Here is a 26,327-nt window from a genome sequence, read left to right on the forward strand (position 1 = left end):
GACCCTCGACGACCGCCACGACCGGGACCTTGGGCGCGCCTCAGGCCCCTGAGGTATGATTGAATCGTTTCAAGAGCTTCACCAAAGAACGCGACACCGACGTCGCCCCCCAGGAAGGAACACCATGGCCACCGACCACCCGAAGCCCACCCTCGACGAGCTCATCGAACAGATCGGTGAGTCCGGAGCCCGCATCTGCGAGATCGATGCATCCGAGGCCGGCGCCGGCAACATCTCCGTCTACATGGGTTGGGACGTCGAGGTTCGGCGCCACTTCCCCAACGCCGAGGAGATCGCGCTCCCGGTTCCCGCCCCTGCGCTCGCGGGAGGCACGCTGCTCGTCACCGGGTCCGGCCGCCGCCTTCGTCAGATCCACGAGGAGCCGCTCGCCGCGATCGGCGCGGTGAAGGTCCACGAGGGCGGACTCACCGGCACCCTGTACACCGCGAATGTCCGCAAGTTCGCGAAGCTGACGTCCGAGTTCAACTCGCACCTCGCGGTGCACCAGGACCAGGTCGCGACGCGCGGCGTCGACTTCCAGGCCGTCGTGCACGCCCAGCCGCCGCACCTCACCTATCTCAGCCACGTCCCCGCCTACCAGACCACCGAGGCGATGAACCGCGCGATCCTGCGCTGGGAGCCGGAGACCATCGTGTCCCTGTCGCAGGGCATCGCGGTCCTCCCGTTCTGCATCCCCGGCTCCGAGGAGATGAGCAAAGAGAACGTCGCTGGCCTGCGCGACTTCGAGATCACCCTGTGGTCGAAGCACGGCACCATGTCGCGCTCGGACATCTCGGTCTATCGAGCGGTGGACCGCGTGGAGTACGCCGAGACCGGCGCCAAGTACGAGTTCATGGACCTCCAGGTCGGCGGCAAGGCCGAGGGCCTCAGCGCTGCGGAGATCCGCGGCGTGGCCGAGACCTTCTCGATCGACTCTCCCTGGCTGTCCTAGGAACGCGCCTCACCCTCCTCACGAGGGCCCCGGGATCACTCCCGGGGCCCTCGTCGTTTCCCGGTCGGCCCGATCGCCCCACCCTCGGGCCGACCATCCACAGATGAGCCTCCCGCCCTCGCGGCGGCGATGCCCTTCTCCTTACGATGGCGGCATGGAGGAGCGCGTCGATCTTCGCTACGCGCCGCGACTGGGCCTCGCCCTCGGCGGCGGCGGCGCGCTCGGAGCCGCGCACGTCGGGGTCCTCCAGGTGCTGCACGAGCGAGGCATCCGACCCGAGCTCGTCGTCGGCACCTCCGCGGGCAGCGTCGTCGGTGCCGCCTACGCGGCCGGGATGGACCCCTACGACCTCGAGCGGCTCGTGCTGAACGCCGAGTGGGGCCATTTCGGCACCTTCTCGTTCATGCCCGGCCTGGGCATCCTCGACACCGAGGGGCTCCGCCGCACGATCGACGGGGTCGCGGGAGGCGACCGCCTCATCGAGGACCTGCCGATCCGCTACGCCGCAGTGGCGACCGACGTCGCGACGGGAAGGGCCGTCCTCCTGTCAGAGGGATCCCTCACGGACGCGATGTGCGCGTCGATCGCTGTGCCCGGGCTGTTCAGGCCCAAGCGGCTAGGAGGGCACCTGCTCGTCGACGGAGGCGTGGTGCAGAACCTTCCTCTGCAGGCCGCCTTCGAGATCGGCGCGAGCGACGTCATCGGGGTGCGCCTCTCCGCCGAGTGGGATGCGCTGCCGCGCTACCGCACCGGGACCGCGATCCACGAGCTCGAGATCGACTCGCGAGTGACCATGGTCCGCCCGCAGATCGGCCAGCGGACCCAGTGGTCCACGGATGACATCCCCGGGCTCGTGCAGCTGGGGCGCGAGGCGGCCGAGCGCGAGCTCGCTCAGTACGCCGTCGTGAACCCGCATCCGATCGGCGTGGACGCCCAGGCCCTCGCGGCACGGGCCGCGGACAGGATTCGCGGCGGATCGGCGGGATCGCTCGCGGACGTCGTGAAGGAGTCGATCGTCACGCGCGCGGGCGCGATGCGGGACCGCGCGGAGGAGATCGTGGCGGCAGAGGGGGCCGACGCGGTCGCGCGGCTGCGCAGGCGCGACCGCCGCGATGCGATCGCTCCGTAGCTGAACGACGCCGAGCGGGTCAGTCCGTGACGCCGTTGCCGTACGAGCCCGAGCCGTACAGGTCCATCGCGGTGGTCGCAGGCTCGTACTCCCAGTGCCACGGCTCCCACTTCGTCGTCTTCGCCCAGGTCGGGTTGACCCAGCCCCAGGTCTCGGCGTTCGCATCGAGCCAGGCCTTGGACGAACCCTGGAAGGCGCCCTCGCACAGGTCGATCGCGAGTCCGTAGCCGTGGACAGAGGTACCGGGCGTCGCCGCGAGCCACCCGCGCGAGGCCTTGGTGGCGTACTGCTTGGCGAGCGAGCGGTAGCCCTCACCCACGCACAGGTCGGTTCCGAACTCCGCCGTATAGGCCGCGTTCATCTCCGCGAAGGCGATCGCCGCATCCGCCCACAGCAGGGAGCCACCCGCGATCTCGCACAGGTTGGAGTCCGCGAGCTGGCCGTTGGGGGCGGTCGGGTAGGTGCCCGTCGGCTGACAGTCAGGCAGGTACTCGCTGACCGTGTAGGTGTCGGACACCGCGATCGCGTTCGCGACCTCCTTCTCCGACGGCGCGTCGAGGCTCGCCTCGACCAGCTGAGGACCGCGCCCCAGCAGGGCGTGCGCGGTCGAGGGGGCCTCACCGACGACGACGCCGGGAATCTCCTCGACCGTGTCGGCGTACGGGAGCACGGTGCCCACGATCGGGTAGACGAGCATGGCCATGCCGAAGCTCGCGATCACGCCGCCGCGGGTCAGCGTCTTGCGGCGCCTGTGCGTCGAGCGGATCTTCAGCTCCTGCGTCTCGCGCAGACGACGAAGTCGACGGGAGCCGTGGTGACGCTTCGCGCGGAGGGTCGGATCGCCGGCATCCGACGCATGTGCGCGTACGTTCACGGAAGACCTCGGCCCTTCTCGCTCGACTCGTGATGCCTGACCGGGGGCGGTCGGGCACTCGTAGAAGGATAACGGATTGGTCACGGTGAGAAGGCAGGCAGGTGACAAACGTCTCAATTTGATGCGTGTGGGCGGTCCTAGGCATCTGCGAGGTTGATCCGAGATCGGCTATGCCCTGCCGCGGGCGATCGAGTCGCGGACCTCCCCGACGAGCTCCTCGAGGATGTCCTCGAGGAAGAGCAGCCCCACGGTCTGCTCGTCCTCGGCGACCGCAGCGATGTGCGCACCGGTCGAGCGCATCCTCGCGAGCACCGTCTCGACCTCGTCGTCGTGGGCGACGACCGGGAGGTCGCGCACGCGCCAGCCCTGGATAGGGTCCTCGCGCTCCCCCGGCCGCATGAACAGCGTGTCCTTCATATGCAGGTAGCCCACGCATCGTCCGCCGTCCATGACGGGGAGCCTCGAGAATCCGGTGCGCGTCACCGCGCGCTCGAACTCGTCCACCGTGACCCCGAAGGGCACCCCAAGCACGTCGCCGATCGGGACCATCACGTCGGAGGCGACGTTGTCCGAGAACTCGATCGCTCCGGTCAGCAGCCCGGCGGCGTCGGAGATCGTCCCCTCCTCGCTCGATCGCTCCACGATCTGGTGGACCTCGTCGGCCGTGAACGCGGACGTCACCTCGTCGCGCGGCTCGATCCCGATGCCCTTGAGGATCATGTTCGCGAGCCAGTTGAGGGCCTCGATGATCGGGCGCACCACGCGACCCATCCACACGAGCGGGGGGCCGAGCAGCATCGCCGCGCGGTCGGGGCTCGAGACCGCGGCGTTCTTCGGCACCATCTCGCCGACGACGACGTGGAGACCCACGATGACGAGAAGCGCGATCGCGACCGCGACCGGGTGCGCGGCGTCCTCCGGCAGACCGATCGCCTCGAGGACCGGCTCGAGGGCGTGAGCGAGCGCGGGCTCGGCCACGACACCGAGGCTCACCGAGCAGACCGTGACGCCGAGCTGCGCGGTGGCGAGCATGAGCGACACGTTCTCCATCGCCCACAGCACCGTCGCCGCGGAGCGCGATCCTGCCTCGGCGCGCGGCTCGATCGACGACCGGCGCGCGGAGATGACGGCGAACTCGGCGCCGACGAAGAAGGCGTTCGCGGCGAGCAGCGCCACGATCATCGCGACCATCTCGAGGCTCATCGACGCTGCTCCTGGTCCTCGTCCTCAGGGATCTCCTCGAGTCGCACACGGTCGATGCGACGACCGTCCATGCGCTCGACGCGGATCGCGAGGCCCGCCTCGCGGACCTCGTCGCCCACCTGCGCGACCCTTCCGAGCCGCGACATGAGGAATCCCCCGACCGTCTCGTAGGCGTGGGACTCGGGGATCGACAGCCCGGTCGCCTCGTGCACCTCGTCGGGCCGCAGCAGGCCCTCGAGGATCCAGGCCCCACCGACGATGCGATAGGCCTCGGGGCGCCGGTGGTCGTGCTCGTCCGCAACCTCGCCGACGAGCTCCTCGACGACGTCCTCGAGCGTCACGAGGCCGGCGGTGCCCCCGTACTCGTCCACGACGATCGCGCACTGATGGCCCAGTCCGCGCAGCTCGACCAGGAGCGGGGCGAGGGACATGGTCTCGGGCACGCGCGGCGCATCGACCATGATCGCGTTCGCGGCCGTCGCGGAGCGCTCGTGGGCCGGCACGCCGAACGCCGCGCGGAGGTGCACGAGGCCCAGCACGTCGTCGGGGCCGTCGCCGCACACAGGGAAGCGCGAGTGCCCGGTGGCCCTCGCGAGGGACATGACGTCGTCCACCGTCGCGTCGGCGTCGAGCGTCTGCATCCTGGTGCGGTCGGTCATGACGTCGATCGCGGTGAGATCGTCCATCTCGATCGAGTTCTTGAGCAGCAGCGCGGTCGAGGGGTCGAGCGTGCCCACCTCGGCGGAGCGCCGCACGAGGGCCGCGAGCTCCTGACGCGAGCGGGCTCCCGACAGCTCCTCCTTGGGCTCGAGCCCCACTCCGCGAAGGATGCCGTTGGCCGCGCCGTTGAGCGTCGCGATCACGGGGCGCAGCGCGACCGTGAAGCCTGCGTTGAGCGGCGCCGCGACGCGGGCGGTCCTCCACGGGTCCGCGAGCGCCGCGTTCTTGGGGACCAGCTCGCCGATGATCATCGAGAACGCGTTGACGATCACGAGCGAGAGCGTCCCCGCAAGGCCGGCCACCGCACCGCGCAGGAAGGGCACCGACTCGAGCGGGATGCTGAGCAGCTCGAACAGCGCGGGCTGCGCGGTGTAGCCGAGCAGGATCGTGGTGAGCGTGATGCCGACCTGGGCGCCCGAGAGCTGTGTCGAGAGGTGCTTCAGGGAGCGGCGGATGCGCTTGGCGCCGGGGGCGTCATCGTCGACCTGAGAAGGATCGAGGGCGACGAGGGAGAACTCCGCGGCGACGAAGACCGCGGTACCGAGCGTGAGGAGGACGCCGACTCCTACGAGTATCCACTCGGTCACGGGAGGCTGGAACTGTCAGGGTCCATGATGTCGTAAGGATACAGGCGGGGGCCCTGTGGGCATAGCGTTCCAACTGTGCTAGTTTCTCTATAACAATCGGGAGGGACAAGCCATGGAGGGACCACGCATCGTCGTCGACGGGCTGACGAAGCGCTACGACGACGTCGTCGCGACGCAGGACGTCGGCTTCGTCGCGGAGCCGGGCAGGGTCACGGGCTTCCTCGGCCCCAACGGCGCGGGCAAGACGACGACGATGCGCGCGCTCCTGGGTCTGCTCACCCCCACGGCGGGCACCGCGACGTTCGACGGCCGCCGATACGGACAGCTCTCCCGCCCGGCCACGACAGTCGGTGCGCATCTCGAGCCCGCGTTCCACCCCGGCCGCACCGCCCGCGGACACCTTCGGACCCTCGCGCCGCTCAGCGACGTCCCCGACTCGCGCTGCGACGAGGTGCTCGCCATGGTGGGCCTGACGGAAGCCGCCGACCGACGCGTCGGCGCCTTCTCCCTCGGGATGCGCCAGCGGCTCGGCCTCGCGACGGCCCTGCTCGGCGACCCGAGCGCCCTCGTCCTCGACGAGCCCGCGAACGGGCTGGACCCGGCGGGCATCACGTGGATGCGCGCCTTCGTGAGGTCGTTCGCCGAGCGCGGCGGCACCGTGCTGCTGTCCTCTCACCTGCTGTCGGAGGTCGAGCAGACGGTCGACGACGTCGTGATCATCGCGCGCGGCACGATCCGGCACGCCTCGTCGCTCGCGGAGATGAGCGCGCTGGCCTCGCCCGAGGTGTCCCTTCGCTCCCCCGACGCGGGCGCGCTAGCCGCGCTCGTCTCTCGCTGGGAGGGCGCGTCGATCGCCGCCGACGGCACCGCGACGATCCCCGAGACGACCGCGGCCGAGGTGGGGGCCGCCGCGTTCGCTGCCGGCGTCGAGCTCCACCACCTCGCCGAGCACGGCGAGAACCTCGAGCAGGTGTTCCTGCGCCTGACGGAGGAACCCTCCCTCGCGGGCCTCAAGGGCGCGGAGGCGGCCGCATGACCGCCACGTTCCGCTCCGAGCTGCGCAAGGTCACGACGACCCGCCTGTGGTGGGTGCTCCTGATCCTCATGGCGGCCACGGTCGTCTTCTTCGCGGGCGTCTTCGCGTTCGCCTTCGCTTTCGGCGACACGACTGGCGCGGACGGGCAGGAGCTCGTCATCCCGCCGCGCGACATGGCCATCACCGTCTACACGATGGGCGTCTCGCTCGGCTATGCGTTCCCGCTCGCCTTCGGCGCGCTCATGATGACGAGCGAGTTCCGGCACCGGACGCTCGCCACGACGCTCCTGGCCCAGCCGAGCCGCAGCAGGCTCGTGCTGGGCAAGCTGAGCGCGGCGCTGCCCTTCGCAGTCCTCTACGGAGTCGTGTCGGCCCTCGCGTCCGTCGGGGTGGGAGCCGTCGCCTTCAGCATGTCCGACCAGCCCGTGATGCTCGACGACCCCGACGTCCTGCGATCGATCGGGCTGTCGGTCGTCGCGATGGCCGCGTGGATGCTCGTGGGCGTCGGCTTCGGCTCTGCGGTGACGAACCAGGTCGCGGCGATCGTGATCGTGCTCGGGTGGACGCAGCTCGTGGAGCCGATCCTGCGGCTCGCCCTCGGGTTCGTCGAGCCGCTCGCACCCGTCGCGCGATTCCTTCCCGGCGCTGCCGGCGAGGCTCTCGCCGGCAGCAGCTTCTACTCCGCGGCGGGCATGTCGGACCTGCTTCCCGCGTGGGGCGGGCTGCTCGTGCTGCTCGGGTACGGGGCGGTCGCGGCGGGCGTCGGCTGGCTCACATCGCTGAGGCGCGACCTCGCGTGAGGATGCCTCCGCCGAGCGCGTAACGATTTGCCCAAATGCGCGCGAGATGTTTCATCGAGGGGGGATGAGGCACGATGATGAGACATGCAGTACCGCATCGAAGCGACATCGCGAGAAAGTGAGCGGCCCACACGTGTCCCCCGACACCAGCGCGCCTGACACCGACCGCACCTCGATCGTGCACGCCGCGGGCGCCCCGTCCGTCGCCTCCCTGCTCGTGGGAGCCGGCCAGGAGCCCGCAGTGCACGAGTCGGCAACGAAGCCGACGCCCGAGGTCGAGCCGGCCCAGGAGTCCCCCTCCGGCGCCACGTCACCCAGTCCTGTCCCCGCCGAGCACGCCCCCGCGGCGCCCCCGGCTCTCGAACCCGCGCCGCAGGCGGCGATCTCCGCCGACCCGCCCGCCACGCAGGCAGCGGCGCCTCCCGCCCCGGCGGCGCAGGCCGCCACGCCTCCGGCGCCCTCGGAACCTGTGCAGCCCACGGATCCGGAGCAGACCGTCATGGCCTCGCCTCCGACCCAGCCTGTCGCGACCGCCCAGGCTCCCACGGCGCTGTACCTCCAGAGTCCCGACCACGAGAAGCGCGAGTCGGGTGACCACCACCACGGCCTCGAGAGGCTGCGCGGCCCCGCCGCGCGCGTCGTCGCCAACATGGAGTCCTCGCTCGCCGTCCCCACCGCGACGTCCGTGCGCCCCGTGCCCGCGAAGCTGCTCCAGGACAACCGCGTCGTGATCAACAACCACCTTGCGCGCACCCGCGGCGGCAAGGTGAGCTTCACGCACCTGGTCGCGTTCGCGCTCGTGGAGGCCATCGACGCGCTGCCGTCGATGAACTCGTTCTACGCGACCGACGCGAACGGGCGCCCCGCCGTGAGCGGCCCCGAGCACGTGCACCTGGGCATCGCGATCGACCTCGCGAACGACGACGGCTCGCGCCAGCTGCTCGTGCCGAACGTGAAGAACGCCGACCAGATGGACTTCGACCAGTTCTGGACGGCCTACGACTCGGTGGTCAAGCGCGCGCGGCTCGGCACGCTCCAGCCCGAGGACTTCAAGGGCACGACGATCACGCTCACCAACCCCGGCACCCTCGGCACGGTCCACTCCGTGCCGCGCCTCATGCAGGGCCAGGGCGCGATCATCGCGGTCGGCGCGATGGACTACCCGGCCGAGTATCAGGGCGCGAACCCCGAGACCGTGGCCAGGCTCGGCGTCTCCAAGGTCATGACGCTGACGTCGACGTACGACCACCGCGTGATCCAGGGCGCCCAGTCCGGCGAGTTCCTCGCGATCGTGCACCGCAAGCTGCTCGGCCTCGACGGCTTCTACGACCGCGTCTTCGCGGCCCTGCGCGTGCCCTACGAGCCGGTCCGCTGGATCCAGGACTCGATGACCGATGAGGCGGCCGAGGCGGCCAAGCCCGCGAAGATCGCGGACCTCATCCACGCCTACCGCTCGCGCGGCCACCTCATGGCCGACGTCGATCCGCTGTCGAGCCGCCCGCGCAAGCACACGGACCTCGACATCCAGACGCACGGCCTCACGCTGTGGGACCTGGACCGCACGTATCCGACGGGCGGCTTCGCCGGCCAGGACCGCTGGACGATGCGCGACGTGCTCAACCGCCTGCGGGACGCCTACTGCCGCACGATGGGCCTCGAGTACATGCACATCTCGGATCCCACGCAGCGGCGGTGGTTCCAGGAGCGGCTCGAGCACGGCTTCACCCGTCCCGACAGGGCCGAGCACCTGCGCATCCTCCGCCGCCTCAACGCCGCGGAGGCCTTCGAGGCCTTCCTCCAGACCAAGTACGTGGGCCAGAAGCGGTTCTCGCTCGAGGGCGGCGAGTCGCTGATCCCGCTGCTCGACGCCGTCCTGTCGGAGTCGGCGCGCGCCGGCATCGCCGAGGTCTGCATCGGCATGGCCCACCGCGGCCGCCTCAACGTGCTCGCGAACCTCGCCGGCAAGTCGTACTCGCAGATCTTCTCCGAGTTCGACGGCACGGCCCTGCCCGGATCCGTCCAGGGCTCGGGAGACGTGAAGTACCACCTCGGCACCGAGGGCGTGTTCACGGCGGAGACCGGCCACAAGACGCAGGTCTACCTCGCCGGTAACCCCTCCCACCTCGAGGCGGTCAACCCCGTGCTCGAGGGCATCGTGCGCGCGAAGCTCGACGCCCTCGGCGCCGACCCCGCGACGGACGGCTTCCCCGTCCTGCCCGTGCTGATCCACGGCGACGCGGCCTTCGCCGGCCAGGGCATCGTGCAGGAGACCCTCAACATGGCGCAGCTGCGCGGCTACCGCGTCGGCGGCACCGTGCACGTCGTCATCAACAACCAGGTCGGCTTCACGACCGGGCCCCAGGACTCGCGGTCGACGCGCTACGCGACGGACCTCGCGAAGGGGTACCAGATCCCGATCTTCCACGTGAACGGGGACGACCCGGAGGCGTGCGTGCGTGCCGCGACCCTGGCCTTCGAGTACCGCGAGGCATTCCACAGGGACGTCATCGTGGACATGGTCTGCTACCGCCGCCGCGGCCACAACGAGGGCGACGACCCGTCGATGACGCAGCCGCGCATGTACGACCTCATCGAGGCGAAGCGCTCGGTGCGCCACCTCTACACCGAGTCGCTCATCCGCCGCGGGGACATCACGACCGACGAGGCCGACCAGGTCTCGAAGGACTACCTCGCGCAGCTCGAGCGCGTGTTCCTCGAGACCCGCGAGGGCTTCGAGTCCCGCGCCGAGTCCTTCTCCGGGCTCGAGGTGCCGAGCTCGCAGTCGTCCGACGCTGGCGTCATGGTCGGCTGGCAGACGTCCGTCGCGGCGAGCCAGCTCGAGCGCATCGGCCGCGCCCACACGCGACCGCCGGAGGGCTTCACGATCCACCCCAAGCTCGCGAAGCTCATGGAGCGCCGCGAGGCGATGAGCCGCGACGGCGGCATCGACTGGGGCTTCGGCGAGATCCTCGCGTTCGGCACGCTGCTCCAGGAGGGCGTGCCCGTCCGCATCTCGGGACAGGACACGCGCCGCGGCACCTTCGTCCAGCGCCATGCGGTGCTGCACGACAGGTCGACCGGCGCCGAGTGGACGCCGCTGCTGTACCTCAGCGCGGACCAGGCCCGGCTGCACATCTACGACTCGCCGCTGAGCGAGTACGCGTGCGTGGGCTACGAGTACGGATACTCGGTCGAGCGCCCCGACGCGCTCACGCTGTGGGAGGCGCAGTTCGGCGACTTCGTGAACGGCGCTCAGACGATCATGGACGAGTTCGTGTCCTCCGCCGAGCAGAAGTGGGGCCAGTCGTCGTCCGTCGTGCTGCTGCTCCCCCACGGCTTCGAGGGCCAGGGACCCGACCACTCGTCGGCTCGCGTCGAGCGGTTCCTCCAGCTGTGCGGCGAGAACAACATGATCGCCGCGATGCCGTCCACGCCGGCCAGCTACTTCCACCTCCTGCGCCGCCAGGCGTACGACCGCCCGCGTCGTCCGCTCATCGTCTTCACCCCGAAGTCGATGCTCCGCCTCAGGGCCGCCACGAGCTCGGTCGACGACCTCGCCACCGGCACGTTCCGGGAGGTCATCCCCGACACCCTCGACCCCGAGGACGTGACGCGCGTGCTCGTGTGCGCGGGCAAGGTCTACTACGACCTCGAGGCGCACCGCGACCGCTCGGGCGACCGCTCGACCGCGATCGTCAGGCTCGAGCAGCTGTACCCGCTCGCGCACGATGCCATCCGCGAGGCGCTCGCCCCCTACGATGGGGCCGAGGTGGTCTGGGTCCAGGAGGAGCCCGAGAACCAGGGGGCATGGGCCAAGATCTCCCTCAGCCTGCCGCAGATCATCGACACCACGGTGACGGTCGTCTCGCGGTCGGCAGCCGCCTCGCCGGCCTCTGGGCTGGCGTCACGTCACAAGCAGGAGCAGGAGGAGCTCGTGGCTCGAGCATTCGCGCGATGAGGGATGTGTTCTTCGTAGGGGACGAGCTGGTCGCCGGGATCGGCGACCCCAAGGCCCTCGGCTGGACCGGACGCGTCGCGGCGCGCACCCTTCCGCTCGCACCGGACCTCGGCTTCCACCTGCTCGCCGTCCCCGGCGAGACGACGGGTGAGATGACGAGCCGCTGGGACGAGGAGGCGCTGCGCCGGGTCGGCCCGAGCGACGCGGAGGGCGCCTCGCGCCACGTGCTGTTCGCGATCGGCCGCAACGACGTGCTCCAGGGCGTGTCGTCCACCATGACCCGCCTCAACATCGCCAACGCTCTCGACCGCGCGCACGCGCTCGGCTTCTCCACGATGCTCGCCGGACCGCCGCCCGGACCCGAGGAGCTGGGCCCGCGCATCGCGGAGCTCGCCGCGCTGTGCGAGGAGGCGGCCGAGCGCCGCGCCGTGCCGTACATCGACATGTACAGCCCGCTCGCGCGGCACGACCAGTGGCTCACCGACATGGCGACCGGCCGCGACGGGCTGCCGCAGCAGGCCGGCTACGGCCTCATGGCGTGGCTCGTGCTGCACTCGGCCTGGTACGACTGGCTGGGGCTCGAGCACACCGACGCCTGACCCTGGCCGCGCGAGGAGTGGGCGACCGCCGCATCGTCCCGGCAGCAGCATCGTCCCGGTGCAGCTCACCCCGCCATGCACTGGGCACGGATTCCCAGGCGACACGCGAGCGTGTCGCCCTTCCTCGCGGCGTGTCGCCGGGGTGTCGCCCCTGAATCCGTGCGGAGCGCATGCGGAGGGGCGGACAGGCGCTCAGTCGATGACGCCCTCGTTGCGCAGCGTGACCGACAGGTCGTGGGGGCGCGACGCGATCGCGATCGCGTCCTCGTAGGTGACCTCGCCGTCGCGCACCAGCTGGAACAGGTGCTGGTCGAAGGTCTGCATCTTGTAGTACTCGCCCTCGGCGATGAGGTCCAGGATCGGCGGCTGGCTCGCCGGATCGACGATCGCCTCGGCGGTGCGCCCGTTGTTGACCATGACCTCGGCGACCAGCTTGCGGCCCGTGCCGTCCGCCTTGCGCACGAGACGCTGCGAGCAGATGCCGCGCAGCGTCTGCGCGAGGGTCGCGCGGATCTGATCCTGCTCGTGGGGCGTGAAGAAGTCGACGATGCGGTTGACCGTGTCCTGCGCGTCCACGGTGTGCAGGGTCGCGAGCACGAGGTGGCCGGTCTCCGCAGCGGACAGCGCCGCGCGGACCGTCTCGATGTCGCGCATCTCACCGACGAGGATCACGTCGGGATCCTGACGCATCGCGCCGCGCAGCGCGCTCGTGAAGTCGAGCGTGTCCGAGCGCACCTCGCGCTGCGAGATGATCGCCTTCTTGTCGGAGTGGAGGACCTCGATCGGGTCCTCGATCGTGACGATGTTGACCTCGCGCTCCTCGTTGATGAGGTCCACCATCGAGGCGAGGGTCGTCGTCTTTCCGGAACCCGTCGGGCCCGTGACCAGCACGAGGCCTCGAGGCTCGAGCGCGAGGTCGCCCAGCACGTCGGGCAGGCCGAGCTCGGGCATCGGCTGGGCGCCGACCGCGACGCGACGGAAGACCAGGCCGTCGGTGCCGCGCGCGACGTACGCGTTGACGCGGAAGCGGCCGACGCCCGAGAGCGAGAACGCGAAGTCCGCCTCGTGGGTGTCGCGGAACTGGGCGACGAGGTCCTCGGGCAGGACCTGCGCGACCATGTTGCGCGTGTCCTCGGGACGCAGAGCGGGCACCTGGAGCTTGCGCAGGCGCCCATCGACGCGGATGCGTGGCGCAGAGCCGACCTTGCAGTGCAGGTCGGAGCCGCCCGTGGACGCAAGGGCGTGGAGCAGCGGGATCACGGAGACTGGTTGGTCGCTCACGGGTCCTCTTTCGGCAGATTCGGGAAAGATCTTGAGTCACCTGAGCCGCAGGCTAGCGCCTCAGGCGCATGCGCGAGACATCCGTGTGAGACACCCCACTCGCGGACAATCCGGACGCCGGTGTCGGCATGGTCCTGGGGTGTTCCCAGGCCCGATGCGCGCACACCCCCGCCTATGGGACAATCGTGCGTCACCATGTGTCCGCCCGCATCCCGGAAAGGGGGAAGCCATGAGCAAGCGAGGTCGCAAGCGCAAGTCGCGTGCAGGTTCCGGCGCCAACCACGGCAAGCGTCCCAACGCCTGAGCGCCTGAACAGACGAAGAGCCCGCCACCGGTAGCACCGGGGCGGGCTCTCGTGCGTCTGAGGGGACGATGCGGCAGCGTCGCCCGGTCAGGGAACCGGACGATGCCGGGGCCGGGTCAGTCGGCCGTCCTGGCCTCGCGGATCGTGGACAGCACGCGGCTGCGCAGGTCGTCTGGAGCGACCTCGCCGCCGGTGGCGTGCACCATGCCCTTGATCTTCTCGTTGATGCGGTGCTCCGCCTCGCACGGCGGACACGACTTCAGGTGCTCGCCGATGCGGATCAGCTCCTCCTCGGGGAGCTCGTTGTCGATGTACTCGAAGAGGCGGTCGAGGGCCTCCGCGCACTCTGCCTTGTGGTCATGCGTCATCTCGCACCTCCTCCCTCCGGGTCGTACCGGCGACCTTGGTGGTCGCCGCCTTCTTCTCACGCTTGTCTCTCACGCCGCGTTCCGCCGCATAGTCGCGCAGCTTCTCCCGCAGCAGCTTGCGCCCGCGGTGCAGCCTCGACATCACCGTGCCGACGGGCGTGTCCATGATCTCCGCGATCTCCTTGTAGGCGAACCCCTCGACGTCGGAGAGGTACACCGCCATCCGGAAGTCCTCGGAGAGCTCGGCGAGCGCACGCTTGACCTCGTCGTCGCCGATCGAGTCGAGCGCCGCGTCCTCGGCCGAGGCGAGCCCCGACGAGGTGTGCTCCGCCGCGGCGGCGAGCTGCCAGTCCTCGACCTTCTCCGCGTCCGAGCGCTTCGGCTCGCGCTGCTTCTTGCGGTAGGTGTTGATGAAGGCGTTGGTCTGGATGCGGTACAGCCACGCCTTCAGGTTCGTGCCGGGCGTGAACCGTGCCTGCGCGGCGAACGCCTTCGCATAGGTCTCCTGCACCAGGTCCTCCGCGTCGGCGCCGTTGCGCGTCATGCGCAGGGCGGCGGCGTAGAGCTGGTCCATGTAGGACAGGGCCTCGGTCTCGAAATCGAACTCGGTGTCGCTCATCACCGCCGAGCCTACTGGGGCGCGGTCGAGACCCGTGACCTGCACGGGGGCGTCTCTCTCAAGCGTCGCGGTCATGTGTGCGGAAACGCGTCGCCCCCGCCCGACATTCCCCTGCCTGACAAGAGGCCCGCGCCGGACCCGCATCTGCACCTGCACGAGGCGCGTCGTCCCGAGTAGGGTGGACGTATGTTCCGTGCACTCGCCCGACCGCTGCTCGCCACCTGGTTCGTCTACGGGGGGATCGAGTCCGTCCTCGAGCCGGAGCGACGCGCCGCACGCGTCGCCCCCATGGTCGATCCCGCGCTCAAGGAGCTCGGCGTCGACGACAAGGTGACCACCACCGACCTCGTCAAGGCCCACGGTGCGCTGTCGATCGGCGCCGCCGCCCTGATGGCGGTCTCCCGTGCGCCGCGCACCGCCGCGCTGCTGCTGACCGGGCTCTCCGCAGCCACCACCGCCCTCACCCACCCGTTCTGGACGGTCGAGGACGAGGTGGAGAAGGAAGCCGAGAAGGAGCAGTTCCTCAAGAACCTCTCGCTCGTGGGCGGCGTCATGCTCGCCTCCACCGTCGGCCACTCCGCGCGCCACATCGCGCGCAAGAAGAAGGCGAAGGAGAAGGCCAAGGAGAAGGCCGCGGTCGCCAAGGCCAAGGAGGCCGAGGTGAAGGCCGCGAAGCGCGAGGTCAAGCGGAAGAAGATCTCCAGCAAGGCTGCCGCGTGACCGCATCCCTTCCCGTCGGGCTGGGACCCGATGAGGTCTGGGATGCACCGCTCGCCGAATCGCCGCTCGACGCCACCGTCGAGGTCCCCGGCTCCAAGTCGCTGACCAACCGCTACCTGCTGCTCGCGGCGCTCTCCGACGGCCCCGTCCGCATCCGCGGCGGTCTGCGCTCGCGCGACTCCGCCCTGATGATCGCGGCCCTGCGCTCCCTCGGGGTCTGGGTCGACGACGCCGGAGAGGAGTGGGACGTGGCGCCCGGACCGCTCAGCGGCGGGGCGCACATCGACTGTGGCCTCGCGGGCACCGTGATGCGCTTCGTGCCGCCGCTCGTGCTGCTCGCCGGTGCGCAGGGCGACACCCGCCCGGTCACCTTCGACGGGGACGAGGGCGCGCGCGTCCGCCCGATGGGGCCCCTGCTTGACGCGCTGCGCGCGCTCGGCGCGACCGTCGAGGACGACGGACGCGGCACTCTCCCGTTCACGATCACCCCGCCCGCCTCGACTCCGGCCGAGGTCGAGATCGACTCCTCCGCCTCGAGCCAGTTCGTCACGGCTCTCCTGCTCGTCGCGCCGCGGCTCGCGCACGGGCTCACGGTCCGCCACGTCGGCCAGACCCTGCCGAGCATTCCGCACATCGACATGACCTGCGAGTCCCTGCGCGAGGCGGGCGTGCGCGTGGATCAGCCGGACGAGCGCACATGGATCGTGCACCCCGGCGGGATCCACCTGCGCGAGGTCCGCGTGGAGCCCGACCTGTCCAACGCGGGTCCGTTCATGGCCGCGGCGCTCGTCGCGGGCGGCGAGGTACGCATCCCCGGGTGGCCCCAGACGACGACGCAGCCCGGCGCCTACTACCCCGAGCTGCTGCAGCGCATGGGCGGGACGTGCGAGCTCGTCGACGGCGTCATGCACGTCCGTGGCGACGGCACCGTGCGCGGGATCGACGCGGACCTGTCGCCCGCGGGAGAGATCACGCCGACGATCGCGGCGCTGTCCGCGGTGGCGGACGGCGCGTCCCAGCTGACCGGCATCGGACACCTGCGCGGGCACGAGACGGACCGGCTCGCGGCGATCGAGGCCGAGGTGGCGCGGCTGGGCGGCGGCTGCGAGGCCGGCGCGGAGGACCTGAGCCTCGCGGGGCTCCCCGCTCCCGAGGCTTCCGCAGGGGGTCTTCACGGTGCCGTGATGGAGACCTACCTCGACCACCGCATGGCGACCTTCGCGGCGATCATCGGCCTTCGCGTCCCCGGTGTCAGGGTGCGCAACGTCGGGACGACCGCGAAGACGATGCCGGACTTCCCGTCGATGTGGGCGCACATGCTCGGCCGGGAGGCCTGAGCCCGCGTGGCACGACGCGAGTACGACGAGTCCGACGCCCGGGTCCGCCCGAGCCGACGGGGATCGCGGCCGCGCTCGAAGATCCGCCCGAGCCATTCTGACGCGACGCCTGCCGTGGTCACCGCGATCGATCGCGGCCGCTACACGGTCGAGCTGCTCGAGGATGCCGACGCGCCCGCGGGCACGGTGCTCACCGCCGTCAAGGCGCGCGAGCTGGGGCGCCGTGGGCTCGTGATCGGAGACAGGGTCGCGGTGGTCGGCGACACCTCGGGCGCCGAGGGGACCCTCGTGCGGCTCGTGCGCCGCGAGGAGCGCTCGACCGAGCTCCGACGCACCGCCGACGACACCGATCCGACCGAGCGCGTGGTCGTCGCGAACGCGGACTCGCTCGCGATCGTCACCGCGCTTGCCGACCCCGAGCCCAACCCGCGCATGATCGACCGCTGCCTCGTGGCCGCGTTCGACGCGGGCATGGACGCCGTGCTCGTGCTCACCAAGGCCGATCTGGGCTCGGCCGCCGAGCTCCGGGCCGCGTATGAGCCGCTCGGCGTCACCGTGATCGAGACCGATGCCCGCACGGGAGGGTCGCTCGCGGCGGATCCCGGCTTCGCGACCCTGAGCGACCATGTCGCGGGCCGCGACACCGTGCTCGTCGGGTACTCCGGGGTGGGCAAGTCCACCCTGGTCAACTCGCTCGTGCCTGACGCCGACCGCGCCGTGGGGCGGGTCAACGACGTCACGGGCCGCGGGCGCCACACCTCGACCTCCGCGGTGAGGTACGGGCTGCCCGACGGGGGGCACATCGTCGACACCCCCGGCGTGCGGTCCTTCGGCCTCGCCCACGTGGACCCGGACCACTTCGTCGCCGCGTTCCCCGACGTCGCCGAGGCCGCCGCGGAGCACTGCCCTCGCGCCTGCACCCACGAGTCGGCGCAGGCGGGGTGCGAGCTCGACGCGTGGGCGGGTGACGATCCTGCGCGCCGCGCGAGGGTCGACTCGATCCGTCGGCTGCTCGCGTCGCGCGCGGCTGGCGACGTCCGCTGAGCGCACCGCCCCGTCCCTCCCAGCCGCGTCCCGCCACACGCCGCATCGTCCCTCTCCCCCGGACGTCCTGGCACCCGCTGCCCTGCCGGTAGCCTGACGGCATGGACCCGATCGGCGCATACGCGGACGACCTGCGCCTGGCGCTCGAGGTCGCCGCCGAGGTGGATGCCCTCACAGTCGGCAACTTCGCCTCCGACCAGCTCACCGTCGAGCTCAAGCCCGACGACACCCCCGTCACCGCCGTGGACCGCGCAGCGGAGCGGCTCGTGCGCGAGCGCCTCGCGCAGGCCCGCCCGGACGACGCGTTCCTCGGCGAGGAGTACGGCGCGGTGGGCGACAGCACCAGGCAATGGGTGGTCGACCCGATCGACGGCACCAAGAACTACATCCGCGAGGTCCCCGTGTGGGCGACGCTCATCGCGCTGATCGACCGCGGCGTGCCCGTGGTCGGCGTCGTGTCGGCCCCCGCGCTGGGCAGGCGCTGGTATGCGGCCGCCGGCGCAGGCGCCTGGGGCGAGTCACCGACCTCGGGAGCGCACCGACTGTCCGTCAGCTCGGCGACCACCCTCGCGGAGGCCTCCCTGTCGTACTCCTCGCTGTCGGGCTGGGAGGAGCGCGGCCTGCTGCCGTCGTTCCTGGACCTGACCCGCTCCCTGTGGCGCACCCGCGCGTACGGCGACTTCTGGAGCTACATGATGGTCGCCGAGGGCCAGGTCGACGCGGCGTGCGAGCCAGAGCTCGCACTGCACGACATGGCCGCGCTCGTGCCGATCGTCGAGGAGGCGGGCGGCCGCTTCACGTCGCTCGCGGGCGAGCCCGGCCCCTTCGGAGGCGACGCCCTCGCGACCAACGGCATGCTCCACGACGAGGTGCTGCGACGCCTTCAGGCCTGAGGCCCCTCGGACCGCGGTCGCGCGAGCGGCTCACCGAGCGGTGCTCAGACGAGCACTCGGACGCGCGTTCAGGCGAGCGCGATCGACGCGAGCTCGCTGACGTCGTACCAGAGCAGGTCGCGCTCGCCGAGCCTGTCGCTCGCGGACTCGTCTCCCGCGAGCGCACCGGCGATGTCGGACTCGGCCTCCGGCTCGTCGACGAACGCGCACGCGATCGCGTCGCGGGGGATCACGTCGCCGAGCAGCACCGCGGCCGGATGCGCCTCGGGATTCGGCCGCACGTCCGCACGGGGCAGGTCGGCGACGACCACGACCCTCAGCGGGGAGCCCAGCTCGAGCGCCGCCTGCATCGCGGCGACGTGGATGACCTCCTCGGCGACCTCATCGGGATCGAGCTGAGGAGCGAGCTCGAGCATGCTCTCGGTGACGGCGAAGGCGTCGCCCGGGTCCCACTGGCCGGAGGCGATCTCGCTCAGCTGGCTGGCCTTGGCGGGGATGTACACGCGCATGCTCTCAGTCTGTCACCCCGGCCTCGACGGGGCGGGTCTGAGGGAGCGTGTCGGGCGACGCGGACGGCTCGCGCAGCGTCGGGGCGTGCCTGCCGATCTCGGCAGCGAGGCCCGCGAGCGCGCGCGTGACCGCGGAACGGGGCCGCACCTCGCGCAGCGTCCTGCCGGCGAGCGCCGCGGCGTCACATGCACGACCGTCCTCCGGCAGAGGCCACACCTCGTCGACGCCCGCGAACCTGCGCAGCGCGTCCGCGACCGCGCGCTCGGGCCGGCGTCCCGCCACCGACGCGCGGACCCGGTTCACCACGACGATCCTCCGCTCGGCCGAGCCCGGGACAGCCTCCTCGAGCTCCTCGAGCGCACCGACGAGCCGCTGGATGCCCAGCGGCTCGGCGCGTCCCACCACGACGACGACGTCCGCGGCAACAAGCGCCGACAGCGTCGCGGCGTTGCGCTGCGCAGCATGGCCGTCGTAGCCAGGAGGCTCGTCGCGCTCGAGCGAGAAGCCACAGTCGATCACGGTGATCTCGGCGTGCGCGCGAAGCTCCTCCCACACGGGATCGAGCGCGGGCCCGGACAGCTCGGGCCAGCGTTCCGCACGGGTGATTCCGCCGAGCACGCGCAGGCCCGGCGCGACCGGGGCGGCGTAGCGGTCGACCACCTCGACACCCAGCGACCCGCCCACCGAGGCCCGCGCAAGCGCGGCGAGCCCCGGCGCCTCGTCGAGCAGCCCGAAGGCATGCGCGACCGCGCCGCCGTACGTGTCGGCATCCGCACAGATCACTCGCGAGCCGGAGACTGCGAGCCCCGCGGCGACGTTGACCGCCACCGTCGTGCGCCCAGGGGCGCCGCTCGGGCCCCACACCGCGACGACGAACCCTTCGGCGGGCGTCGTCTCCGGCTCCGGGGACGCGACGGGAAGGGGCGCTCCTCGCTCCGAGGCCTCGAGCACCGCCGCGGCCGTCTCGACCGCGTCCGCCCCAGGAGGGACGAGGTGCACGATCCCGAGGGCGCGCAGGTGCTCGGCGGCGTCGACGCTCGACGGCGAACCGACGACCGCGGCACCGCTCCCCGCGAGCTGGGCGAGCACGTCGCGGTCCAGGAAGGGCTGCTCCGACACGACCACGACCATGCCGAGTCCCGCGTGGAGCGCCGACACCGCCTCCGCGAGATCCGCGCACCGGCGCGTGACGACAATGTCCGGATGCCGGTCGAGCATCGCTGCGAGCGCGGCCTCCCGTGGGCCGCGGACCGCGAGGACGACGGTGAGACGCATCAGCTCGCCAGCCCCACCACGGAGAGATCCCCCTCCACCGCGATCGCGTCGAGGAAGGCCTCCATCTGCTCCTCGGGAACCACGACGTAGACCGTCTCGATGCCCGTCCCGGCGAAGGAGCCATCGTCGCGGTCGACCTCGTCGACGACGAGCGACTGCGCGACAAGGCTCGAGGACGGCGTCCCCGCATCGTCGAGCACCGTGAGCCAGACGTCCACGAGGCTTCCCCTCGCGACGCCCTCCGACACGGGTCGCGTCGTCCGCAGCGCCACCGGGCGCGAGGTGAAATCCGATGCCTCCGCAAGCGCTCCGGACGGCAGCAGCTCGCCCTCGCCCACCGCGCGGATGACCACCTGACCCCAGGGCTCGTCCAGCGCTCCGACGTAGGCGTCCGTGTCCACGCGCACATGCGCGACCGCGACATCGCCCTCGGCGAGCACGGCCCCCGGCACCAGATCGTCCACGGCGACGTAGACCGGGACGGTGCGGTCGTTGGCTCGCACGAGCGAGACGACACCCGCGACGGAGGCGGCGATGAGCACGATTCCGACGAGCAGGCGCGGGTCCCGCCAGCCAGGGCGGGTCAGCCTTCCCGCCACCATCCCAGCCTTCGCAGCCATCCCTTCCCCCTTCATGCCCCTGAGAATCCATCGTGCCCGCTCGACAGAGACGACGACAGGGCCTGTGGACAAAGCGTGCCTAACCGCCACAACTGGTTCACAATGGACACATGACCCAGCGGTTCCTCACCCTCGCCGAAGTGCAGGAGGTGCTCAGCATCTCCTCGCCTCAGGCGTACTCGCTGGTGAGGACCGGCGAGCTGCCCGCGATCCAGGTGGGCGGACGCGGCCAGTGGCGGGTCGAGTCCGCCGAGCTCGAGGCGTACATCGCACGCCAGTACGAGGCGACGCGCGCGAGGATCGCCGCGGGCCACGACTGACCACCGGACGGTCCTCGTCTCGGCGAGCGCAGCCGGCTGCGGCATCCCGTGGATCAGCGCGCGGTGGAGGCGACCTCGAGGATCGCCGCGAAGGGCACCGTCACCTCGCCCGCGCCGTCGTCGAGCCGCAGATCCACATGATCGGCCCCGACCGCACCGAGCAGACCCGACAGGTCCGCCCCCACGACGCGCACGATGACGTGCGCCCGGTCGCGCGACAGCGCCCGCAGGGCGGCGCCGAGCGACAGCCGCCGCTCGACCTCCGTGAGCGGCACCGCCCGCCGCGGCAGCCCCGCGACCGCGACGACCGCAGGCATCGGGATGAGGCTCTGCGCCGTCGATGAGGCCAGCAGCATCCACTGCGACGCGACCTCCACGAGGGTGCCCCGCACGCGGTGCCCGCCCCGCAGGGTCACCGCGACCTCGGCGCCGATGCCGCCCATGAATCGCGCAGCGAGATCGATCGCGCCCTGCTCGACGCGAGTGCGCTCGGCGACCTCGAGCGCGAACTGGCGCGACTCCTCCGCAGCCATACGGGCCTCAAGGTCCGCGAACAGCTGAGTCCACCGCATCGCCCCACTGTAGCCATCGCGCCCATGCGCGCCACCGGTGGTCAGTTTCCATTGATTCGTACAAACTGGACATATCCTCCCGCACGCGGTATACCTAGTGACACCAAACAACATCAAATGACATGACGCGGGGGGCGACATGACGAAGGGGGTGCGCCTTCGGGGCGCAACAGGCGCAGTGCGCAGTCGGGCTGGGGGGCCTGCAAGCACTGTGCGAACGAACACGGGCGGCGGGGGCATCACCTCGCACGCCACCGCCGTGGCCGACGGGCCACGCACGTCCGACATCAGACCGATGAACCGAGTGACGGCGGCGTCCACCGTCATCGCCATGCCCGCCGCGGCATGGGCGCTCGGCCGCCTCGCGACCGACCTCGCTGGGGAGATGGGGTCACCCGGAGCGGAGGTCGAGTCGCTGATCGCGCCGGCCATCGTCGCGATCGGAGCAGCCACGTGCGGCTACCTCGCTGCGACGGCAGCGATCATGCTCGCGGCGGCGCTCACCGGGACGATCCCTCGATGGGCCGCCGCGCTCGCGCCGCGGGCCTGGCGGCGCACCGTGGCGACGGCCGCGGGCGTCTCCCTGACCACGGGACTTGCCGCGCCGGCCCTCGCGGTCGACGCGGGACCGGTTGACACGGGGCCAGGTTGGGGCGTGGCGACGCATGCGACCGTCGACGCGGCTCCCGGATGGAGCATCCCACACGCGGCGGGCGCCGAGGCGATGGCGATGTCCACCGACGCGATCCCGGGCTGGCTCGAGAGCCCGAGCGCGAACGGCCCGGCGGAGAAGCCGGAGGACGATTCCACCGCCGAGTCGCCCAGCACCATCACGGTCGCCGCGGGCGACTCGCTGTGGGACCTCACGGCGAACCTCACCGGAGACGACGCCGCTCAGGTCGCCGCGGAGTGGCCGCTGCTCTACGAGGCGAACCGCACGGTGATCGGCGATGACCCAGGAGTGATCGAGCCCGGCCAGGTGCTCGTGGTGCCTGAGGAGCTCGTCCGATGAGCGCCGAGCCGATCGCGGCGGGCACGCTCTCCGCAGCGCCCGGGCCGGGGCGCATCCTGCCCGCGGTCGCACCAGCGAAGCCCTCTCCCTACGCACGCAAGCGGCGGCCCTTGGGAGACCCGTCCCCGCTCGCGTGCACGCTGGCGAAGGCGGCGCTCGAGGCCGTGCACGGTGCCCCGACTCTCGACTCGCTCACGCGTTGGGCCGACCCGAAGGTCGTCACGGCGCTCTCCAAGCAGCAGTCGCTCGCCCGCCGAGCGGGCCGGACGCAGGACGGACCGGCGCAGGTCGTCAGGGCCCGCGTGTGCCGCGTGGCCCTCGGGGCCGCCGAGGTCAGCGTCGTCGCCCGTCACGGCGACCGGGTGCATGCGCTCGCGATCCGACTCGAGGACCGACGCGGCCGCTGGGTCGCCACCGTCATCGACGTCGGCTGACAAGGCCGGCGTCGGCTGAACAGACGAGGGAGGGGTGGACGACCGTGGTCGTCCACCCCTCCCTCGTCAGCGCCGACGTGTCAGAGCGAGCTCCTCACCGCCCTGCGGGGCGGCGCGAGCTCACGCCGGTGACGTGATCACGCCTCGTTCTTGCCGTGGCACATCTTGTACTTCTTGCCCGACCCGCACGGGCACTGCGCGTTCTTCGGGGTACCCGGGAAGGTCGCGCCGTCGGACTCCGCCTTCTTCGCGGCCCCCGAGGTGTCGGCCTTCGCACCCGATGCCTTGGTGACCTTCGCCGAACCATCCTCAGACGGGCCCGAGTAGGTCAGCGCCGACATCGTCATCTGCATCCCACCGTTGTTGCCCGTCGTCGAGCCGGTCGAGGACGCGACGCGACGGCGCGGGCCACCCGCTGCGGGAGCCGCGGCGGGCTTCGCGGCGGCCTCGGGCGCCTTGGAGGCGGTAGCGGCCGCGGAGTCCGGCGTCACGGCGGGGCCGGAGCCCTCGGCCGCCTGGGGCTCGCGACGCTCGACGCGGTACAGCACCTGCGTGGCCTGGCGCTTGATGCCGTCGGTCATCGCCTCGAAGAGCCCGTAGCCCTCTCGCTGGTACTCGGTCAGCGGGTCGCGCTGGCCCATCGCGCGCAGGCCGATTCCCTCCTTGAGGTAGTCCATCTCGTAGAGGTGCTCGCGCCACTTGGCATCGAGGACCTGGAGCAGCACCTGACGCTCGACGGTGCGCATGATCTCCGGTCCGATGCGCTTCTCGACCGCGTCGTACTGCACGCGCGCGTCGGCGACCAGCTCGCGGGTCAGGAAGTCGGGTGAGAGTCCGACGATCCCGCCCGCCTCGTCGACGACCTCGTCGATCGTAAGCGACACGGGGTAGACCGTGCGCAGGTCCTTCCACAGCGCCTCGAGGTCCCACTCGTCGGGCGCACCGATGAGCGTGCCCGCCCGGACGTACTCCGTCACCACGTCTGCGGCGAAGCTCTCGATCTGGTCGCGGAGGTCCTCGCCGTCGAGCACCTTGCGGCGCTCGTCGTAGATCACCGTGCGCTGCGCGTTGAGGACGTCGTCGTACTTGAGGATGTTCTTGCGGATCTCGGCGTTGCGACCCTCGATCTGTGCCTGCGCGGACCGGACGCCTCGCGTGAGCACGCCCGACTCGATCGGCATGTCGTCGGGCAGCGCCGTCGAGTTCATCATCTGCGCCGCGATGCCCGACTGGAACATCCGCATCAGCTCGTCCTCAAGGGAGAGGTAGAACCGGGACTCGCCCGGGTCGCCCTGGCGTCCCGAGCGGCCGCGCAGCTGGTTGTCGATGCGGCGGGACTCGTGCCGCTCGGTGCCGAGCACGTACAGTCCGCCGGCGGCGAGCACCTTGTCGTGCTCGGTCTCCACCGCGGCCTTCTGCTCCTCGAGCACCGCGTCCCACGCCGCCTCGTAGCCCTCCGGGTCCTCGTGGGGGTCGAGACCGCGATCGGCCATCTCCTGCACCGCACGGAACTCGGGGTTGCCTCCGAGCATGATGTCGGTGCCTCGACCGGCCATGTTCGTCGCGACCGTGACGGCGCCCTCGCGGCCCGCCTCGGCGACGACGGAGGCCTCGCGCTCGTGCTGCTTGGCGTTCAGGACGTTGTGGGTGATGCCGCGCTTGCGGAGCTCCTTGCTCAGCTGCTCGGACTTCTCCACGGAGACGGTGCCGACGAGCACGGGCTGACCGTTCGCGTTGCGTTCGAGGATGTCGTCGACGAGCGCGTTGAACTTCGCCTGCTCGGTCTTGTAGAGCAGGTCGGCCTTGTCCTGACGGATCATCGGCTTGTTGGTCGGGATCGGGATCACACCCATGCCGTAGGTGGCGTGGAGCTCCGCCGCCTCGGTCTGGGCGGTACCCGTCATGCCCGACAGCTTCGCGTACTGGCGGAAGTAGTTCTGCAGCGTGATCGTGGCGTAGGTCTGGTTCTCCGCCTTGATCGGGACGCCCTCCTTGGCCTCGATCGCCTGGTGGAGGCCCTCGGAGTAGCGGCGGCCCTTGAGCAGGCGGCCGGTGTGCTCGTCGACGATGTCGACCTCTCCCGCCTGGACCACGTACTCGCGGTCGCGGTGGAACAGCTCCTTCGCCTTGACCGCGTTGTTGAGGAAGCCGATCAGCGGCGTGTTCGCGGGGTCGTACAGGTTCTCGATCCCGAGCGAGGCCTCGACCTTCTCGATGCCGGGCTCGAGCATGCCGACGACGCGCTTCTTCTCCTCGACCTCGTAGTCCTCGTCGACCTTGAGCTCGCGGGCGATGCGCGCGAACTCGACGTACCAGCGGGCGTTGTCGCCCGACGCGGGGCCCGAGATGATGAGCGGCGTGCGCGCCTCGTCGATAAGGATCGAGTCGACCTCGTCGACGATCGCGTAGTGGAAGGCGCGGTGCACGAGCTGCTTCGAGTCGAGCGCCATGTTGTCGCGCAGGTAGTCGAAGCCGAACTCGTTGTTGGTGCCGTAGGTGATGTCCGCGGAGTACTGCTCGCGGCGCTGCTCGGGCGTCTGACCCGACAGGATGCAGCCGGTCTCCATCCCGAGGAAGCGGAAGACGCGCCCCATCAGGTCGGACTGATAGCTCGCGAGGTAGTCGTTCACCGTGACGACGTGGACGCCCTCGCCGTCGAGGGCGTTCAGATATGCGGGGAGCGTCGCGACGAGGGTCTTTCCCTCACCGGTCTTCATCTCTGCGATGTTGCCGCCGTGCAGCGCGGCGCCACCCATGATCTGGACGTCGAAGTGGCGCAGGCCCAGCGTGCGGCGTGCGGCCTCACGGACGGCCGCGAAGGCCTCCGGCATCAGGGACTCGAGGCTCTCGCCCTCGGCGCGACGGGACTTGAAGTCGTCGGTGAGCGCCTTGAGCTCGTCGTCCGTCATCTCGAGGTAGTGCTCCTCGAGGGCGTTGGTGAGGCTCACCACCCGCTCGAGCCTCCGGATCTGCCGGCCCTCGCCGAAGCGGATGACTCGTTCGAAGATGCCCACCGGTGAACTCCCTGTTGTCGTTGCGGTACCCCGAGCAAGCGTAGTCGCTCCCGCTTGCGGGAAGGCACGCGTCTCGCTAGGGGCGGAACGCGGACCGCCGCACGCGCGGCGTCTCGCGCACCGCTCGCAGCACCCTCAGGAGTGGA

25 protein-coding genes are annotated in these 26,327 nt (G+C 71.0%); 14 read left to right on the forward strand and 11 right to left on the reverse strand.

All coding sequences use genetic code 11. From position 1 onward, the window contains the following. Positions 1-124 precede the first annotated feature (124 nt). Both B7K23_RS00380 and B7K23_RS00385 read left to right on the forward strand, forming a co-directional pair. Positions 125-952, forward strand: a complete 828-nt coding sequence (locus B7K23_RS00380; protein WP_084124123.1) for a class II aldolase/adducin family protein — start codon at positions 125-127, stop codon at positions 950-952. 154 nt (positions 953-1,106) lie between these two features. Then, positions 1,107-2,081, forward strand: coding sequence for a patatin-like phospholipase family protein (locus B7K23_RS00385; protein WP_159451246.1), 975 nt, complete (start codon positions 1,107-1,109; stop codon positions 2,079-2,081). A gap of 19 nt (positions 2,082-2,100) precedes the next feature. On the opposite strand, the gene B7K23_RS00390 is transcribed toward B7K23_RS00385, so the two are convergent. From B7K23_RS00390 to B7K23_RS00400, 3 genes are all read right to left on the reverse strand, one after another. Then, a complete protein-coding gene (locus tag B7K23_RS00390; RefSeq protein ID WP_084124127.1) occupies positions 2,101-2,955 on the reverse strand; it encodes a M15 family metallopeptidase in 855 nt (284 codons plus the stop codon). A gap of 168 nt (positions 2,956-3,123) precedes the next feature. Continuing rightward, entirely contained in the window at positions 3,124-4,158 is a 1,035-nt protein-coding gene (locus B7K23_RS00395; RefSeq protein ID WP_084124129.1) for a hemolysin family protein, read from the reverse strand. Next, positions 4,155-5,465: a hemolysin family protein gene (locus tag B7K23_RS00400; RefSeq protein WP_084124131.1), complete on the reverse strand. Its 1,311-nt coding sequence runs from the start codon at positions 5,463-5,465 to the stop codon at positions 4,155-4,157. Before B7K23_RS00400 ends, B7K23_RS00395 begins: the two co-directional genes overlap by 4 nt. A 112-nt stretch (positions 5,466-5,577) precedes the next feature. Here B7K23_RS00400 and B7K23_RS00405 point away from each other — a divergent pair, with 112 nt between their 5' ends. The 4 genes from B7K23_RS00405 to B7K23_RS00420 all read left to right on the forward strand — a co-directional run bounded on the left by B7K23_RS00405 (position 5,578) and on the right by B7K23_RS00420 (position 11,858). Next, positions 5,578-6,501, forward strand: a complete 924-nt coding sequence (locus tag B7K23_RS00405) for an ATP-binding cassette domain-containing protein (RefSeq protein ID WP_084124132.1) — start codon at positions 5,578-5,580, stop codon at positions 6,499-6,501. After that, positions 6,498-7,301, forward strand: coding sequence for an ABC transporter permease (locus B7K23_RS00410; RefSeq protein WP_084124133.1), 804 nt, complete (start codon positions 6,498-6,500; stop codon positions 7,299-7,301). Before B7K23_RS00405 ends, B7K23_RS00410 begins: the two co-directional genes overlap by 4 nt. A 217-nt stretch (positions 7,302-7,518) precedes the next feature. Beyond that, positions 7,519-11,259, forward strand: coding sequence for a multifunctional oxoglutarate decarboxylase/oxoglutarate dehydrogenase thiamine pyrophosphate-binding subunit/dihydrolipoyllysine-residue succinyltransferase subunit (locus tag B7K23_RS00415; RefSeq protein WP_375730879.1), 3,741 nt, complete (start codon positions 7,519-7,521; stop codon positions 11,257-11,259). Then, positions 11,256-11,858: a GDSL-type esterase/lipase family protein gene (locus tag B7K23_RS00420; protein ID WP_084124137.1), complete on the forward strand. Its 603-nt coding sequence runs from the start codon at positions 11,256-11,258 to the stop codon at positions 11,856-11,858. The genes B7K23_RS00415 and B7K23_RS00420 overlap by 4 nt, the downstream gene beginning before the upstream one ends. 192 nt (positions 11,859-12,050) lie before the next feature. On the opposite strand, the gene B7K23_RS00425 is transcribed toward B7K23_RS00420, so the two are convergent. Continuing rightward, on the reverse strand, positions 12,051-13,139 hold the full coding sequence (locus B7K23_RS00425; protein WP_084124140.1) for a type IV pilus twitching motility protein PilT: 1,089 nt from the start codon (positions 13,137-13,139) through the stop codon (positions 12,051-12,053). A 229-nt stretch (positions 13,140-13,368) separates the two neighbouring features. On the opposite strand from B7K23_RS00425, the gene B7K23_RS16100 reads away from it, so the two are divergent. Beyond that, positions 13,369-13,443, forward strand: coding sequence for a 50S ribosomal protein bL37 (locus tag B7K23_RS16100; protein WP_375730880.1), 75 nt, complete (start codon positions 13,369-13,371; stop codon positions 13,441-13,443). 116 nt (positions 13,444-13,559) lie between these two features. Here B7K23_RS16100 and rsrA read toward each other — a convergent pair whose 3' ends face one another. Then, positions 13,560-13,811: a mycothiol system anti-sigma-R factor gene (rsrA, locus tag B7K23_RS00430; RefSeq protein ID WP_084124142.1), complete on the reverse strand. Its 252-nt coding sequence runs from the start codon at positions 13,809-13,811 to the stop codon at positions 13,560-13,562. Continuing rightward, positions 13,801-14,505 carry a sigma-70 family RNA polymerase sigma factor gene (locus tag B7K23_RS00435; RefSeq protein WP_084124144.1) on the reverse strand — a complete coding sequence of 235 codons (705 nt, stop codon included), beginning with the start codon at positions 14,503-14,505 and terminating at the stop codon, positions 13,801-13,803. The genes rsrA and B7K23_RS00435 overlap by 11 nt, the downstream gene beginning before the upstream one ends. Before the next feature lie 111 nt (positions 14,506-14,616). Between B7K23_RS00435 and B7K23_RS00440 the strand changes: the two genes are divergently transcribed. From B7K23_RS00440 to B7K23_RS00455, 4 genes are all read left to right on the forward strand, one after another. Further along, on the forward strand, positions 14,617-15,150 hold the full coding sequence (locus B7K23_RS00440) for a DoxX family membrane protein (RefSeq protein ID WP_084124146.1): 534 nt from the start codon (positions 14,617-14,619) through the stop codon (positions 15,148-15,150). Then, complete coding sequence (aroA, locus tag B7K23_RS00445) at positions 15,147-16,487, forward strand: 3-phosphoshikimate 1-carboxyvinyltransferase (protein ID WP_084124148.1); 1,341 nt, start codon at positions 15,147-15,149, stop codon at positions 16,485-16,487. The genes B7K23_RS00440 and aroA overlap by 4 nt, the downstream gene beginning before the upstream one ends. A 6-nt stretch (positions 16,488-16,493) precedes the next feature. Further along, complete coding sequence (rsgA, locus tag B7K23_RS00450) at positions 16,494-17,531, forward strand: ribosome small subunit-dependent GTPase A (protein WP_084124150.1); 1,038 nt, start codon at positions 16,494-16,496, stop codon at positions 17,529-17,531. A 101-nt stretch (positions 17,532-17,632) separates the two neighbouring features. Further along, a complete protein-coding gene (locus B7K23_RS00455; RefSeq protein ID WP_084124152.1) occupies positions 17,633-18,424 on the forward strand; it encodes an inositol monophosphatase family protein in 792 nt (263 codons plus the stop codon). A gap of 68 nt (positions 18,425-18,492) precedes the next feature. Here the strand turns inward: B7K23_RS00455 and B7K23_RS00460 are convergent, their stop codons facing one another. From B7K23_RS00460 to B7K23_RS00470, 3 genes are read right to left on the reverse strand one after another with little or no spacing between them, the layout of a single operon-like run. Beyond that, positions 18,493-18,933: a DUF6912 family protein gene (locus B7K23_RS00460; protein WP_084124154.1), complete on the reverse strand. Its 441-nt coding sequence runs from the start codon at positions 18,931-18,933 to the stop codon at positions 18,493-18,495. A 4-nt stretch (positions 18,934-18,937) separates the two neighbouring features. Further along, positions 18,938-20,209, reverse strand: coding sequence for a hypothetical protein (locus B7K23_RS00465; RefSeq protein WP_084124155.1), 1,272 nt, complete (start codon positions 20,207-20,209; stop codon positions 18,938-18,940). Continuing rightward, positions 20,209-20,829, reverse strand: coding sequence for a hypothetical protein (locus B7K23_RS00470; protein WP_143338014.1), 621 nt, complete (start codon positions 20,827-20,829; stop codon positions 20,209-20,211). The genes B7K23_RS00465 and B7K23_RS00470 overlap by 1 nt, the downstream gene beginning before the upstream one ends. A 110-nt stretch (positions 20,830-20,939) precedes the next feature. Here B7K23_RS00470 and B7K23_RS00475 point away from each other — a divergent pair, with 110 nt between their 5' ends. Then, on the forward strand, positions 20,940-21,149 hold the full coding sequence (locus tag B7K23_RS00475; RefSeq protein ID WP_084124160.1) for a helix-turn-helix domain-containing protein: 210 nt from the start codon (positions 20,940-20,942) through the stop codon (positions 21,147-21,149). 53 nt (positions 21,150-21,202) lie between these two features. Here the strand turns inward: B7K23_RS00475 and B7K23_RS00480 are convergent, their stop codons facing one another. Then, entirely contained in the window at positions 21,203-21,721 is a 519-nt protein-coding gene (locus B7K23_RS00480) for a hypothetical protein (protein WP_143338015.1), read from the reverse strand. A 295-nt stretch (positions 21,722-22,016) separates the two neighbouring features. Between B7K23_RS00480 and B7K23_RS00485 the strand changes: the two genes are divergently transcribed. Both B7K23_RS00485 and B7K23_RS00490 read left to right on the forward strand, forming a co-directional pair. After that, complete coding sequence (locus tag B7K23_RS00485; RefSeq protein WP_143338016.1) at positions 22,017-22,733, forward strand: LysM peptidoglycan-binding domain-containing protein; 717 nt, start codon at positions 22,017-22,019, stop codon at positions 22,731-22,733. After that, positions 22,730-23,167: an Rv3235 family protein gene (locus B7K23_RS00490; protein WP_084124167.1), complete on the forward strand. Its 438-nt coding sequence runs from the start codon at positions 22,730-22,732 to the stop codon at positions 23,165-23,167. The genes B7K23_RS00485 and B7K23_RS00490 overlap by 4 nt, the downstream gene beginning before the upstream one ends. 137 nt (positions 23,168-23,304) lie before the next feature. Here B7K23_RS00490 and secA read toward each other — a convergent pair whose 3' ends face one another. After that, positions 23,305-26,181 (reverse strand): preprotein translocase subunit SecA, encoded by a 2,877-nt coding sequence (secA, locus tag B7K23_RS00495; protein WP_084124169.1) that lies wholly within the window; start codon positions 26,179-26,181, stop codon positions 23,305-23,307. Positions 26,182-26,327 lie beyond the last annotated feature (146 nt).

It is taken from the genome of Demequina sp. NBRC 110054 (genome assembly GCF_002090115.1).
Taxonomy (GTDB): Bacteria; Actinomycetota; Actinomycetes; order Actinomycetales; family Demequinaceae; genus Demequina.

Bases quoted from the DNA above. Each gene is read 5' to 3' on its own strand.
- B7K23_RS00380 (WP_084124123.1), top strand. From the start codon at position 125: ATGGCCACCGACCACCCGAAGCCCACCCTCGACGAGCTCATCGAACAG.
- B7K23_RS00385 (WP_159451246.1), top strand. From the start codon at position 1,107: ATGGAGGAGCGCGTCGATCTTCGCTACGCGCCGCGACTGGGCCTCGCC.
- B7K23_RS00395 (WP_084124129.1), bottom strand. From the start codon at position 4,158: ATGAGCCTCGAGATGGTCGCGATGATCGTGGCGCTGCTCGCCGCGAAC.
- B7K23_RS00405 (WP_084124132.1), top strand. From the start codon at position 5,578: ATGGAGGGACCACGCATCGTCGTCGACGGGCTGACGAAGCGCTACGAC.
- B7K23_RS00410 (WP_084124133.1), top strand. From the start codon at position 6,498: ATGACCGCCACGTTCCGCTCCGAGCTGCGCAAGGTCACGACGACCCGC.
- B7K23_RS00420 (WP_084124137.1), top strand. From the start codon at position 11,256: ATGAGGGATGTGTTCTTCGTAGGGGACGAGCTGGTCGCCGGGATCGGC.
- rsrA (WP_084124142.1), bottom strand. From the start codon at position 13,811: ATGACGCATGACCACAAGGCAGAGTGCGCGGAGGCCCTCGACCGCCTC.
- B7K23_RS00435 (WP_084124144.1), bottom strand. From the start codon at position 14,505: ATGACCGCGACGCTTGAGAGAGACGCCCCCGTGCAGGTCACGGGTCTC.
- B7K23_RS00440 (WP_084124146.1), top strand. From the start codon at position 14,617: ATGTTCCGTGCACTCGCCCGACCGCTGCTCGCCACCTGGTTCGTCTAC.
- B7K23_RS00455 (WP_084124152.1), top strand. From the start codon at position 17,633: ATGGACCCGATCGGCGCATACGCGGACGACCTGCGCCTGGCGCTCGAG.
- B7K23_RS00460 (WP_084124154.1), bottom strand. From the start codon at position 18,933: ATGCGCGTGTACATCCCCGCCAAGGCCAGCCAGCTGAGCGAGATCGCC.
- B7K23_RS00465 (WP_084124155.1), bottom strand. From the start codon at position 20,209: ATGCGTCTCACCGTCGTCCTCGCGGTCCGCGGCCCACGGGAGGCCGCG.
- B7K23_RS00470 (WP_143338014.1), bottom strand. From the start codon at position 20,829: ATGGCTGCGAAGGCTGGGATGGTGGCGGGAAGGCTGACCCGCCCTGGC.
- B7K23_RS00475 (WP_084124160.1), top strand. From the start codon at position 20,940: ATGACCCAGCGGTTCCTCACCCTCGCCGAAGTGCAGGAGGTGCTCAGC.
- B7K23_RS00480 (WP_143338015.1), bottom strand. From the start codon at position 21,721: ATGCGGTGGACTCAGCTGTTCGCGGACCTTGAGGCCCGTATGGCTGCG.
- B7K23_RS00485 (WP_143338016.1), top strand. From the start codon at position 22,017: ATGAACCGAGTGACGGCGGCGTCCACCGTCATCGCCATGCCCGCCGCG.
- B7K23_RS00490 (WP_084124167.1), top strand. From the start codon at position 22,730: ATGAGCGCCGAGCCGATCGCGGCGGGCACGCTCTCCGCAGCGCCCGGG.